The sequence below is a fragment of the Pseudomonas sp. Larv2_ips genome (genome assembly GCF_963879675.1).
In the GTDB taxonomy this organism is placed as follows: Bacteria; Pseudomonadota; Gammaproteobacteria; order Pseudomonadales; family Pseudomonadaceae; genus Aquipseudomonas.
The window spans coordinates 984,044-997,269 of sequence record NZ_CAWOAW010000027.1; the positions used below are offsets into that span (position 1 = coordinate 984,044).

Sequence of the window (13,226 nt, forward strand, 5' to 3'; positions counted from 1 at the left end):
CCGACACCTATCTATCTGATTCACAGAAATCCAAATGTGGGAGTGGGCTTGCTCGCGAAGGCGGTGGGTCAGTCAGCTCATTTATCACTTACACACCGCCTTCGCGAGCAAGCCCGCTCCCACAAGTTGACCGCGTTCAGCCTTCAGCACCGCACTGCTTGGCTTTTCTGTGGGAGCTGGCTTGCCTGCGATGCGGACACCTCGGTGTATCAGGCACAACCAGTTGATGCCATCGCAGGCAAGCCAGCTCCCACATTTGATTGAGTTCATCTTCAAGAACCAGGTCGGCTGTCAGGCCGCCTCGCCTTCGCTTTTGATCTAACCACTCAGGTCGGCTACCAGGCCGCCGTGCTCTGCTGTTGATCTTGATCTGCTTTTGATTTTGATCTTAGGCGCCCCGTTAAACCACGCTGGCCGAACGCAGGCTTGAATCCGTGGGTAACCCGGCAGGACGCCGGGTTAGCCGTGTTGGGCCATGGATGGCCCGTCACGGCGGCCCACGGATTCAAGCCTGCGTGAGGGCACACCGAGCCCAGGCGAGGTGCCGAGTGGTGGGGCAAGAGCCCTTTGGTTACTTTGGGGCTTTTCCAAAGTGACCCGCCGTAAGGGCGGAACCCATACCCGCCATCACCCAAAAAACGGATATACACCCCAACCCTTAGCGATCAAAAAAGCCTACCCCCTGGCCGGCCCATTCCCGATCTGCCACACAAACGGCGGCTCAGTCCCGTTAATCACCCAGTCCCCGACAATCCGCGCCTTGTAGATCACCGGATTATGCGACGACACCGTCCGGGCATTCCGCCAGTGGCGATCGAGCGCTTTACCCTGGCGCACATCCGACGCCCCCAGCGCATTGAACAACTCCGTGGTGGCCCGCTGCACCAGCGCCGACACCACCACCTGCGCCGTCGCCGATTCAATCTCGGCTGCCACATTCGCCTCCCGCTCGGCCACCTCATCCCCCGCAAACCGCGCCAGGTACGCCTGTTGCGCCGGCACCGCCGCCTTCAACGCACTGGCCTCGGCGGCATACACCAGCGCCGCCACCTCACCCACCACTTGTTGAACCTGCGCATCCTGGCTGACATGCGCGGCATTGCCGTGGCTGTAGATGCGCTTGCGACTGCGCACCTGATGAGCCACGTCGCTCAGTGCCGCACGACCAATCCCGGCCAGGCTCGCCAGCAACACCAACTGATAAAACGCGGTCTGGTACTTGAACCGAGTGGCAAAGTCGATGACGTTTTCCGCGTCCACCACGGCATCGGTAAAACGGCTGGTGCCGCTGCCGGTGGTGCGCTGGCCAAAGCCATCCCAGTCATCGCTTTGCACCACGCCAGGCTGGCGCGTGCGGGTGGCGGCGATCACATCGGCGCCGGTATCGCTGCGCTGGGCGTACACGTCGATCCAGTCGGAGAAAAGGCTGCCGGTGCTGTAGAACTTTTCACCGTTGAGTTTCCATTTATCGCCGTCGGGGCTCACTTGAGTGGCCACCTCGCCAATGGCCACGTTGCCGATTTCGGTCCAGGCGCAGCCGACGATGTCGCCGTCGACAAAGCGCTTGAACCACAGGTCGCGGCCAGCGCTGGGTGGCGCATTCAGACGGTCCTCGGCGAAGGCGAAATGCCCGCGCAACGCCTGGGGCACATTCGAATCGGCAGCGGCCAGCTCGATCAGCAACTCGAACAACTGCGGCAGCGACGCGCCACCGCCGCCGTATTCCGCCGGCACCCGCACTGCGCCAAAGCCGGCCTGCTTGAGCCATTGGATCGGTTCATAGGGCAGGGCGCGGGTCTGTTCGCGCGCTACCGCACCCGCGGCAATGCGCTCGAATATCGGCCGAAAACGCGCGGCCAACGTGGGGTAATCAGCACCCGTGGACAGCGGGTTGATGACGTGTTGCTCGGTCATGGGGGCAGCTCCTTGGCAGTATCAGTCCTTGGGGGATTGCACAGTTCGTGCCGATGGCGGCAGCCCGTGTTTGCGGGGAAGGCGGGCCATTCACTGTTGCTCCGGCAACAGCGGATCGACAAACCGGTGTGATCCATGACATTGACAGCTCAGCCCTGCGAGATTGGCATTTTTACCGCGACGCCCATGGCCAGGGCGTTTGCACCGGCCTGGCACGCTTGCTGCTCTAGCCCTGGAACATCCCTTCGTGCGAGGTACTGCCAGATGAGTCAGCAAGCCGTGAAATTTGCCTATTGGGTGCCCAACGTCAGCGGTGGGCTGGTGGTCAGCAAGATCGAGCAACGCACCCATTGGGGCATCGACTACAACCGCAAACTGGCGCAGTTGGCCGAAGCGGCCGGTTTTGAATACGGCCTCACGCAAATTCGCTTCACCGCCGGCTACGGCGCCGAAAACCAGCATGAATCCGTAGCCTTCAGCCATGCGCTGCTGGCGGCGACCACCACGCTCAAGGTGATCGCCGCCATCTTGCCCGGCCCGTGGCAACCGGCATTGGCGGCCAAGCAACTGGCGACGATCGACCAGCTCACCAATGGCCGTATCGCGGTGAACATCGTCAGTGGCTGGTTCAAGGGCGAGTTCCAGGCCATCGGCGAACACTGGCTGGAACACGATGAGCGTTATCGCCGTTCCGAGGAGTTCATCCGCGCGTTAAAAGGCATCTGGACCCAGGACGACTTCACCTTCAAGGGCGACTTCTACCGCTTCAACAATTACACCCTCAAGCCCAAGCCCCTTGGCCAACCGGAAGTGTTCCAGGGCGGCAGCTCGCGCGCCGCGCGGGACATGGCGGCGCGCGTGTCGGACTGGTATTTCACCAACGGCAACACCCCGCAAGGCATCAAGGCTCAGGTCGATGACATCCGCGCCAAAGCGGCGGCGAATAACCATTCGGTCAAAGTCGGCGTAAACGCCTTTGTGATCGCCCGCGACACCGAAGAAGAAGCCCGCGCGGTGCTCGCTGAAATCATCGACAAGGCCGACCCGGAGGCCGTGAATGCCTTTGGTGACGCGGCCAAGCAGGCCGGCAAAGCCTCACCGGAAGGCGAGGGCAACTGGGCCAAATCCAGTTTCGAAGACCTGGTGCAGTACAACGACGGCTTCAAGACAGACCTGATCGGCACGCCGCAGCAGATTGCCGAGCGCATCGTCGCGCTCAAGGCCGTGGGCGTGGACCTGGTGCTAGCCGGCTTCCTGCACTTCCAGGAGGAAGTCGAATACTTCGGCAAACGCGTGCTGCCGCTGGTGCGTGAGCTGGAAGCCAAGGCCGGGATCAAGCAAGTGGCTTGAAGAGCACCACCGCCGCGCGCAACTTGTTATTGCCAAAGCGGCACATGCGTTCGAACTCCCCATGACTGACCGGCAAGTGCTGGCAGTCCAGGGGCTGGCGGTGCTGGCTGTGGTCCACATCCGGGTCGTGCAGGTAGACAAAGTCCTCGTCGCAATCGGTGACCATCACCCAGTGCGGCGATTTGGAGCGGGTGAGGCGGTAGCTGCTGATCAACACCAGCGGCTGCCCGCCATCGCGCAATACCTGCGGCAAATCCAACGCGCCGCCGAACACCTGCTCGACGTCGCTGCCGGCCAGTTCTTCTTCAAATGCTTCGTGCACCAGGCGCATGACGTCCTTTTTATGTTGGTCGCGCACGCCGTCCAGAAACAGCGGGCCGCGCACATTCACTTGCATGCGCACGCGAAAGCCCCGGCGCCATGCTGCCAGAGCCAAGCCTTGCGGGCTGCAGCCGCCGTGGCCGGCGGTCATGAACACGGTGGTCGCTTCACGCCAGATCTGCAGCTCTTCGCGCCGGCCGGCCACGCGCGTCGGCACCAGTGCGCCCATGGCCATCAGCAGGCACGCGGCGCCACAGGTGAAGTCGGTGGTTTGCTGGTAATACGGCACGTTTTGCGGGCGCGCGTCCTGGTGCTGGACGATGCGTTTTTCCAGGCGCAGGGCCGGTGCATGGTCTTCGTAATAGTCATTGATCAGCGCGAAGCGCCGGTAGCCATTGCGCTCGTACAAGGCGAGGGCGCCGGGGTTGTCGGTGCGCACTTCCAGGCGCAGGTAGGCGCAATCATGCGCCACGGCGCAGGCTTCGATGCGCGCCAGCAACTGCTTGCCCAGGCCCATGCCGCGCGCATGTTCGGCGATGGCGATGGAGTACAGGCGAGCCAGTGAGGTGCCGCGATGGAACAGCACCAAGGCGTAACCGAGCAAAACGCCGTCATTTTCGGCGACGAGCAACTGGCCATGAGCGCGGCTGATCATCCACTGGAAACTGCGCGGCGAAAGCCGGTCGGTGGTGAAACAGTGCTGTTCCAGTGCCACCAATTCGGGCACGTCAGCGGGGGTTGCAACGCGAAAGGAAAGAGCCATATGACCGCCGTAAAAGTTGCGTAACGAAACGGGACTTCTCTAAAAGATCGTGCTTAATAGAAAAGGTCGAGTTCTCTAAAGCGGATCAAATATTATGTCGGCGGTACAAAGTCATTGGCGTGAAGTATCCGAGCAAACTGTCGCGGCGACAATAACTTCCAAGGGTTATTTTTCTCCACCTCTTAAAGGCTCCAGTCAAGTCGTGATCATTGTCGAACGCAAGGAAGATTGGGCCTCCTACTTTCCCAGCGAAGACATCGTCACCGCCCAGGAATACCTCGAGCAAACCCGCGAGAACGAGACGGGCAAGCGCGTGCAGGTGATCAACCTGTGCCGCAGCTACAAGTACCTGGGACACGGTTACTACTGCTCGCTGCTGGCCGAGGCGCGCGGGCACAAGGTGATTCCGTCGGTGCGCACCATCAGTGAACTGACGAAAAAGTCGCTGTATGGTCTGTCGCTGGATGACCTGGATAAAACACTCGATAAAGCCTTGAGTCATCACCTCTACAGCAATACCGAAGGCTTTACCCTGACACTTTATTTTGGCCGGACCAATATAGAGCCGTTGCAGGAGTTGGCCCGTCAGTTGTTTGAAACCTTCCCGTGCCCGATTCTGTTAGTTGAGTTTCGCAAGAACAACGGCTGGCACATCGAAGGGGTCAAATCCGGCGTGTTGCACAAGTTGCGTGATGACCAGGAAGACCAGTTTGCCCACGCCCTCGACAACTTCAGCCGCAAGATCTGGCGCCAACCGCGTTCACGCAGGCTGGCCCGTTACGACCTGGCAATCCTGCACGATCCGCAGGAGCAATTGCCGCCCTCCAATGCCCGCGCCCTGGAAAACTTCGTGCGGGTCGGCAAGGGCCTGGGCATTGATGTGGAACTGATCGAGCGCAAGGATTACTCGCGCCTCGCCGAGTACGACGCCTTGCTGATCCGCGAGACCACCAGCGTCGATAATCACACCTACCGCTTCGCCAAGAAGGCCGAGAGCGAAGGCCTGGTGGTGATGGACGACCCGGCGTCGATTCTGCGCTGCACCAACAAGGTCTACCTCACCGACCTGCTCAACAGCCACCAACTGGGCATGCCGGCCACCGAGATTCTGTACAAGGAGCGACCGGAAGATTTCGAGCGGGTGGGCGAGCGCCTGGGCTTCCCGCTGGTGTTGAAGATCCCCGACGGCTGTTTTTCGCGCGGTGTGATCAAGGTGGAAAGCCAGGAGGCCTTGCTCAAGGCCACCGCTGAGTTGTTCGAGCATTCGGTGCTGTTGCTGGCCCAGGAATTTTTCTACACCGAGTACGACTGGCGCATCGGTGTACTCAACCGCAAGCCGATCTTTGCCTGCCAGTACTTCATGTCCAAGGGCCATTGGCAGATTTACAACCACAAGGCTATCGGCCAGGACATCAACGGCGAATGCCGCACCCTGGCGGTCCACGAAGCACCCAAGGCGGTGGTAGAGCTGGCGGTGAAGACCGCCAACCTGATTGGCGACGGCCTTTACGGTGTTGACCTCAAGCAGTCCGGCGACAAGGTGGTGGTGATCGAGGTCAACGACAACCCCAACATGGATGCCGGTATCGAAGACGCCTACCTGCAAGACGACCTATACGCCCTGGTGCTGGAGGAGTTCGTGCGGCGCCTGGAGTTGAAGCGCCAGGGCCAGGTGTGGTGACGCGCGATGATCCAGCGCTTTGAATTGACCGGTGGGAAGTTGTGCGGCGCGGGAAGTGATGATGCGCCGATCATGTTGTTCAACAACCCGGACCTGGCCGAACGCGAATGGCTGCGCGACCACCACAAGCTGGATGAACATGCCCTGGCCTCGGCCCTTGACCCGGATGAAGTGTCACGCATCGAATTTCATCCCGACAACCTGTTCCTGATCTGGAAACGCCCGGAAAACTACTCCGGCGGCGGCAACCTGGTGTTTGAGGTGTCGTCGTGCGGCTTGTTGTTTTCGCAGGATCGCCTGCTGGTGATCGCCACCGATGAAACCCCGCTGTCCGGGCTCGGCGCGCGCCGGCCGCTGCACACGCCGTTGGATGTGCTGCTGGATTTGTTGCTCAACAACATCCACCACTACCTGGGCCACCTCAAGGTGATCAAGCTGGTTGCGCGCGAATTGCAGCAGCAGTTCAACGCGTCGATGAGCAACCATCACCTGATGCAGATGTTCAGCCTCAGCGAAAGCCTGATCTATTACATCAATGCGCTGCACAGCAACGGCGCGGTGTTGTCGCGGTTGCGTAATCACGCTGAAAAAGAGCATTTCAGTGCTGAGATCCTGGGGTTGATCGATGACCTGATCATCGAGAACCACCAGTGCTACAAGCAGGCAGAGATCTACTCCAATGTGTTTTCCGGGCTGATCGATGCGCGCGGCAACCTGATGAACAACAGCATGAACAACCTGCTGCGCAAGTTGACCCTGATTAACGTGGTGTTCCTGCCGCTTAACCTGATTGCCAGTGTGGGTGGCATGTCGGAATTCAGCATGATGACGGCGGGTACGCCGTGGTGGGTGTCGTACCCGCTGCTGATGGCCGCGATGGCGTTGGGGGCGGGCTTGATGGTGCTGGCGCTGAAGCGAATCGCGGGCGGGGCAAGTGTGGTGTGAGTACACAGCCGTTGCTGCGCTAAGGCCCGTTTGGTAGTGCGCCTTACCCACGCTCCGGGCCCGCGTTGCACACCGAATCCCTTGGTGTAATCAGATCCAAAAATGTGGAGCGGGCTTGCTCGCGAAGGCGGTGGGTCAGTTACAAATGAGCTGACTGTTCCACCGCCTTCGCGAGCAAGCCCGCTCCCACAAGTTGACCGAATTCGGCTGGCAGCAATGCAGTGCTGGGCATTTCTGTGGGCGCTGGCTTGGCGGCGATGCAGGCACCTCGGTCCATCAGGTAAACAGGGTTGATGCCATCGCAGGCAAGCCAGCTCCCACATTTGATTGGGTTCAGCGTCTAAAATCAGGCCGCCACGGCTTTGCTCGTGATCTAACCACTTAACTGCTGTCACTCCAATAATGGAAAGGCCCCAGCACCAGTCGCCACACCCACATCTACACTTCTCAATCCGGCACCTGCAAGGTAAGCACCTCAAACCCGTCGGCCGTCACCGCCACGGTGTGCTCCCACTGCGCCGACAGGCTGTTGTCCTTGGTCACCACCGTCCAGCCATCTTTCAAGTCGCGCACCTTGGCGCTGCCCTGGTTAAGCATCGGCTCGATGGTAAACACCATGCCTTCACGCAGTTCCAGGCCGGTGCCGGGGCGGCCGAAGTGGAGGATTTGCGGTTCTTCATGCATCTGGCGGCCGATACCGTGGCCACAGTATTCGCGTACCACGCTGTAGCCGTTGGCCTGCGCATGGCTCTGGATCGCATGGCCGATATCACCCAGGCGCGCGCCCGGCCTGACTTGGCGAATGCCGGCCCACATGGCCTCAAAGGTCTGTTCCACCAGGCGCCGCGCCTTGGGCGCCACGGTGCCGATCATGTACATCTTGCTGGCGTCAGCGATAAAACCGCCTTTTTCCAAGGTGATGTCGATGTTGATGATGTCGCCGTCCTTGAGAATATCCTTGGCGCTGGGCATGCCATGGCACACCACCTCGTTGATCGAGGTGTTGATGCAGAAGGGATAGTCATATTGCCCCAGGCTTGCCGGGCGGGCGTTGAGGTCGTTACGAATGAACGCCTCGACGGCGCTGTCCAGCTCCAGGGTGGAGCGGCCGGCGGCGACAAAGCCGTCAAGCATGTCGAAAACCTTGGCCAGCAGGCGTCCGGATTCACGCATTACTGCCAGTTGGGCGGCCGTCTTGATCATCAGCTGCGCCCCCGGATCAGGTCGGGCTTGTCCAGCAACAGCTTGTTGATCAGCTCGTTGTAGGGCAGGTGCGGGTTGAGTTCGGCGAGTAGGCCGATCTTGATCCAGAACTCGGCCTGGGCGTTGATGGAGCGGTCCATGGCAGCGCTGGCCAAGCGGAGTTGTTCGTGCAATTGGTCGGTGATCTTGACGATGCCCATGACGTTCACTGTGTTGTATTGATATACAAAGCGTATACGTTTCGTATGCTTGCCGTAAACCCCTGCTGGATAATGGGTGGTTGGGCATTGACGTGGCCGGTGAGTGGCGGTTAATTTCGTGACATGACATTTCAAGCCTTCCGCAGCCAGCCAAGCATTATTACCGCCATTCCTCATTTGGCGGGATAGCACACGGCTGCACCCCAACCCGCCCTTGAGGCGGGTTTTGTTTTTCCGTCTCGGGGCCCTGTAAAAAAGCCAGGAGACACCCCATGAGCATGTGCCCCGTCCCCCACACCGCTGATACGGCATTGCTTGAACACTATGTGAAAAAGATTCTCGCCGCCCCGGTCTATGACCTGGCAGTGCGCACGCCCTTGCAAGCGGCACCGGCACTCTCGGCCTTGCTGGGCAATCAGGTGTTGCTCAAGCGCGAAGACCTGCAGCCGACTTTTTCTTTCAAAATCCGCGGGGCGTACAACAAGTTGGTGCAGCTCACGCAGGCGCAGAAGGCGCGGGGCGTGGTGACGGCGTCGGCGGGCAACCACGCCCAAGGTGTAGCGCTGGCGGCGCGCGAACTGGGGATCAAGGCAAGCATTGTGATGCCCTGCACCACGCCTGAGTTGAAGGTGCTCGGCGTGCGCTCCCGAGGCGCCGAGGCGGTGCTGCACGGCGAGAGCTTTCCGTTTGCCCTGGCGCATGCCCTGCAATTGGCCGAGACCTCGGGTTGCACCTTTGTTTCGCCATTCGATGACCCGGACGTGATCGCCGGCCAGGGCACCGTGGCGATGGAAATTCTGCGCCAGCAACAGGGCGCGCTGGACGCGATCTTCGTGCCGGTGGGCGGTGGCGGTCTGATCGCCGGGATCGCGGCGTATGTCAAATACCTGCGGCCTCAGGTGCGCATCGTGGGTGTCGAACCTGAAGGTTCCAGCTGCCTGTTGGCAGCGCTGCGCGCGGGCGAGCGTGTGGTGTTGCCCAGCGTTGACGGGTTTGCCGACGGCACGGCTGTGGCGCAGATCGGCGCGTATGGCTTCGAAATCTGCCGCGACTGGGTGGACGAAGTCATCACTGTCAGCAACGACCAGCTGTGCAGTGCGATCAAGTTGATCTATGACGATACGCGCTCCATCACCGAGCCATCCGGCGCGCTGGCGGTAGCGGGCATCCGCAAGTACGTGGCGCAAAACGCGGTGCGTGGGCAAACCCTGGTGGCGGTGAATTCCGGGGCAAATATCAACTTTGATAGTTTGCGACATGTTGCAGAAAGAGTCGCAGCCCAAGGTTCAACTTAGTGCATAACCGTTTCATCAACGCTGTTCGCCGAGGATTTGCGCTGAGTTTTCAGAGTTATATAAACCCGCGTGCCGCTTATGAGGAAAAGTTACAACGAGAATGGTTTTTGCCGAGTACGCTGGTGATTGTAAGCGTCTTCCAGGGTCGGTAAGACGTGGCAGGCACGCGCCTGCCGCACACATAACAATCTGTTGGCAGTCTCATGAAAGGAGAGGTTGGCCATGCTTTCGGAATTAGAACTTCGCAGTATTATTGAAGGAAGTTTCCTGCCTAAACGGTGCGAATGCACCAAAGCCGAAGATGCTTCGTTGACGATCAAAGTCTATGACGACCGTGACCGCGACCGGGTGGATTTGGAAGTAAAAGGTATAAACGCTGACAAACTCGACAGCAGCCGAGCCATTTGCAACCTGATCAGCGGCTTGCGCGAAGACCTCAAACACACCCATTCAACCGCTCTGCAAAGAGTGGGAGGGCGCGGCTAGTCATCAGCCGTTGTTGCGAGGTTGAGTCACTGGGGAACTGCGGGCCTGGTAGATGCCAGGCCCAATACGGTTCTGTCGCCAGTGCGAAGGATCAATTCTGGAAATCGCAGGCTTCGGACATTTTCCGGTAGCCGACGTCTTCGACTTTGCCCGCAGTATCGACGAACTTGATATCGGCGTTGATGACTTTGCACACGTTGGTGTCGGTTTCATGCATTGCAATCACCGTTTTAACGTTCATGGGCATGCCGTACTGGTAGGGCACCGGTTTGGTCGCAGTGGCTTGTGTGTCGGCCTGGGCCAGGCCAGAGACGGATGCCAGCGCCAATGCGCTGCCAAGCATCAAAGTGCGCAGTTTCATGGTAGTTCTCCGCAAGTGGGTACACCTTCACTGTCGGCTCGCGGGATTAACCATCGATTAATTTTGCCTTGGCTGACAAAACCTTCATCTATCAACCTTGCGGTGTTGGCTGACAAACAGCCCAACGCATTAGATGTGCCCGCCACCCGTCTCGGCCAGCAGGCTTTGTTCGCGCTGACGGCCCTGCGGGGGCGGCGTGCGTTCTGACAGCAGGCCACCAAAGACGTGGCCTGCTGTGATGGGTAATCAACCCAGCTGAGCGCGGTACGGCAGGTCCGGCCCGGTCTTGCCGCACGTCAGGGCGGCGGCGCGAATGGCGAAGCCGAGCATGCTGTCGATCTGCTCGCGCGACAGCTGTTGCAGGCCCTCTACCGAATCAAGCTGCTGCTCGGTCAGCCAGGCAATCAACGCCGCCTGGAAGGTGTCACCGGCACCCACGGTATCGGCCATCACCACCTTGACCGCCGGTGCAGACCAACTGCCGTACTGGCGACTGAACACCGTTGCGCCGTCGCCGCCTCGGGTGAGAAACACCAGTTGGCAGCGGTGCTGCAACCAGCCTTGCAGCACGCTTTCCGGCGACTGGTCGGGGTAGAGCAGGTGCAAGTCTTCGTCGCTGACTTTGATCAGGTCGGCATGCTTGACCAACTCGCCCACGCGATCACGCCACAATTGGATATCCGGCTGCGGGTTCAGCCGCACGTTGGGGTCCAGGCTGATCAGGCGTTTGCCGCTTTCGCGCTTGACCAGGTGCAGCAGCGTGTCGCCGATGGGTTGTACCACCAGCGAAAACGAACCGATGTGCAGCCCGCGAATTTCATGGCCCAGCGTGGGCAAGTGCACCACCCGCAACTGGCGATCGGCGCAGCCTTCGCCGCGAAAGCTGTACTGCGGTGAGCCATTGGCGCCCACAGCCACCATCGCCAGGGTGGTCGGCGCGGGAAATTCGACCAGAAATTGCTCGCTGACGCCCTCGTCCTTGAGCACGTGCAGCAAGCGCTGGCCGAGAAAATCATTGGACAACCCGCCGAACAACGCGGAGTCGATGCCCAGACGGCGCAAGCCCACGGCCACGTTGAACGGCGAGCCGCCGGCAATTGCCTTGTAATTGACCTTGGACGCCTGACCGCTGGCATCCTCCTCGCTGAAAAAATCAAACAGCGCTTCGCCACACACCAGATACATAGTCGTTCGCTCTTAAAGGGTTGCCACGAGTTGTTGATAGCGCTCGTAAGCGTGTTGGTAGGCACTGACACTGGCCGCCACCGGCAGCGTGCGGCTGGCCGGGTCGACGCTTACGCATTTGTCGCACAAGCTGGCCAGTGACTCGCCGGACTGGCTCCACGCCGCCTGGATCGCCGCGCCCAGGGCGGCGGCTTCGCTTTGTTCGGTGCAGACGACTTCGGTGTTCATGATATCGGCGACCATCTGGCGCCACACCGGGCTTTTTGAACCGCCGCCGATCAGGCGGATGCGCAGGCTTTGCAGGCCGGTCTGGCGCAGCAGGTCCAGGCCATAACGCAGGCCAAAGGTGGTGCCCTCGACCACCGCACGGCAGAGGTTGGCGCGCGTCAGGTTGGTCATGGTCAAGCCGTGCACGCTGCCGGTGGCGTGGGGCAGGGCGGGCACACGTTCGCCATTCAGAAAGGGCAGCATGCTGACGCCGTCGGCGCCAATCGGTGCCTGGGCGACCAGGGCGTTGAAGGCGGCCAGGTCGAGGTCGAACAGTTCGCGAATCACGCCGGTGGCGTTGGTCAGGTTCATCGTGCAAATCAATGGCAACCAGCCGCCGCTGGAGGCGCAGAAAGTCGCCACCGACGCTTGGGGGCTCACAGTCGGCTGATCGGCAAACGCATACACGGTGCCCGACGAACCCAGGCTCATGGTAATCACGCCCGGTGCGATGTTGCCGGTGCCGATGGCGCCCATCATGTTGTCGCCGCCGCCACTGGAGACGCGGGCGTTGGGGTTGATGCCCAGGCGTTCGGCGATGGCTGGCAGGATCGTGCCCACGCCTTGATGCGCCTCGATCAGTTCAGGCAAGGCAGCTTGCAGGCGGCCGCTGGGGTCGATGTGCTGAAGCAGCGCCACGTCCCATTCGCGCGTGCGCACGTTGAAATAGCCGGTGCCCGACGCATCGCCGAACTCTGCGACGGCGCGGCCGGTGAGCCAGAAGTTGAGGTAATCGTGGGGCAGCAAAATATGCGCGATGCGTGCGAACACGTCCGGGTGCTGCTCGCGCGTCCACAGCAGTTTGGACACGGTGTAACCCGGCGCAATCGCCACGCCGAGGCGTTCCAGGGAGCCGCTTTCGCCACCCAGGTGTTGCAGCAGGCGGTCGTTTTCGGGTGCGGTTTCGGTGTCGCACCACAGTTTGGCCGGGCGCAGCACCTGGCCTTGGTCATCCAGCAGCACCAGCCCGTGCTGCTGGCCGGAAACGCCGATGCCGAGGATGTCCTGGCCGTCCACGCCGGCCTGTTGCAAGGCGCGGTGCGTGGCTTCGGTAAAGGCGTCCAGCCATTCCTGGGTATGTTGTTCACGCCGGCCATTGGCGCCGCTGATCAGCGTGTGCGCGGCGGCGCCCAGGCCCAGTACCTTGCCGCTGGTGGCGTCGAGGACGATGGCTTTGGTGCCTTGGGTGCCGCAGTCGATGCCAAGGTAAAGGTTTTGCTGGGTCATGGTGGAGTGCTCAGCAGTGTGGTTTTTT

General features: G+C 60.7%; 11 protein-coding genes and 2 pseudogenes. 6 read left to right on the forward strand and 7 right to left on the reverse strand.

Features of this window, described 5'->3' with window-relative positions:
* Positions 1–264, forward strand: a pseudogene (locus AACV02_RS31000) (hypothetical protein); the annotation flags it as partial.
* A 411-nt stretch (positions 265–675) separates the two neighbouring features.
* On the opposite strand, the gene AACV02_RS21445 reads toward AACV02_RS31000, so the two are convergent.
* Positions 676–1,914, reverse strand: coding sequence for an acyl-CoA dehydrogenase family protein (locus AACV02_RS21445; RefSeq protein WP_119741874.1), 1,239 nt, complete (start codon positions 1,912–1,914; stop codon positions 676–678).
* 264 nt (positions 1,915–2,178) lie between these two features.
* On the opposite strand from AACV02_RS21445, the gene sfnG reads away from it, so the two are divergent.
* Complete coding sequence (gene sfnG / locus AACV02_RS21450; RefSeq protein WP_106577869.1) at positions 2,179–3,264, forward strand: dimethylsulfone monooxygenase SfnG; 1,086 nt, start codon at positions 2,179–2,181, stop codon at positions 3,262–3,264.
* On the opposite strand, the gene AACV02_RS21455 is transcribed toward sfnG, so the two are convergent.
* The gene (locus AACV02_RS21455) at positions 3,248–4,348 is read right to left on the reverse strand and encodes a GNAT family N-acetyltransferase/peptidase C39 family protein (RefSeq protein ID WP_119741876.1); all 1,101 of its coding nucleotides are present in this window, start codon (positions 4,346–4,348) and stop codon (positions 3,248–3,250) included. The genes sfnG and AACV02_RS21455 overlap by 17 nt on opposite strands.
* Before the next feature lie 94 nt (positions 4,349–4,442).
* On the opposite strand from AACV02_RS21455, the gene AACV02_RS21460 reads away from it, so the two are divergent.
* Complete coding sequence (locus AACV02_RS21460) at positions 4,443–6,029, forward strand: RimK family protein (protein ID WP_094953807.1); 1,587 nt, start codon at positions 4,443–4,445, stop codon at positions 6,027–6,029.
* 6 nt (positions 6,030–6,035) lie between these two features.
* Positions 6,036–6,974: a magnesium transporter CorA family protein gene (locus AACV02_RS21465; RefSeq protein WP_119741878.1), complete on the forward strand. Its 939-nt coding sequence runs from the start codon at positions 6,036–6,038 to the stop codon at positions 6,972–6,974.
* A 447-nt stretch (positions 6,975–7,421) separates the two neighbouring features.
* Here the strand turns inward: AACV02_RS21465 and map are convergent, their stop codons facing one another.
* Together map and AACV02_RS21475 are read right to left on the reverse strand one after the other, a co-directional pair.
* Entirely contained in the window at positions 7,422–8,177 is a 756-nt protein-coding gene (map, locus tag AACV02_RS21470; protein ID WP_106577873.1) for a type I methionyl aminopeptidase, read from the reverse strand.
* A complete protein-coding gene (locus AACV02_RS21475; RefSeq protein WP_003190946.1) occupies positions 8,177–8,377 on the reverse strand; it encodes a ParD-like family protein in 201 nt (66 codons plus the stop codon). Before AACV02_RS21475 ends, map begins: the two co-directional genes overlap by 1 nt.
* 278 nt (positions 8,378–8,655) lie before the next feature.
* Here AACV02_RS21475 and ilvA point away from each other — a divergent pair.
* Both ilvA and AACV02_RS21485 read left to right on the forward strand, forming a co-directional pair.
* Positions 8,656–9,648, forward strand: a pseudogene (gene ilvA, locus AACV02_RS21480) (threonine ammonia-lyase, biosynthetic); the annotation flags it as partial.
* Positions 9,649–9,894: 246 nt separating this feature from the next.
* Positions 9,895–10,158, forward strand: coding sequence for a DUF1652 domain-containing protein (locus tag AACV02_RS21485; RefSeq protein WP_106577875.1), 264 nt, complete (start codon positions 9,895–9,897; stop codon positions 10,156–10,158).
* A gap of 91 nt (positions 10,159–10,249) precedes the next feature.
* Here AACV02_RS21485 and AACV02_RS21490 read toward each other — a convergent pair whose 3' ends face one another.
* From AACV02_RS21490 to xylB, 3 genes are all read right to left on the reverse strand, one after another.
* Positions 10,250–10,519: a DUF2790 domain-containing protein gene (locus AACV02_RS21490; RefSeq protein WP_119741883.1), complete on the reverse strand. Its 270-nt coding sequence runs from the start codon at positions 10,517–10,519 to the stop codon at positions 10,250–10,252.
* Positions 10,520–10,765: 246 nt separating this feature from the next.
* On the reverse strand, positions 10,766–11,704 hold the full coding sequence (locus AACV02_RS21495) for a carbohydrate kinase family protein (RefSeq protein ID WP_119741885.1): 939 nt from the start codon (positions 11,702–11,704) through the stop codon (positions 10,766–10,768).
* A gap of 12 nt (positions 11,705–11,716) precedes the next feature.
* The gene (gene xylB / locus AACV02_RS21500) at positions 11,717–13,198 is read right to left on the reverse strand and encodes a xylulokinase (protein ID WP_119741888.1); all 1,482 of its coding nucleotides are present in this window, start codon (positions 13,196–13,198) and stop codon (positions 11,717–11,719) included.
* Positions 13,199–13,226: the final 28 nt, after the last annotated feature.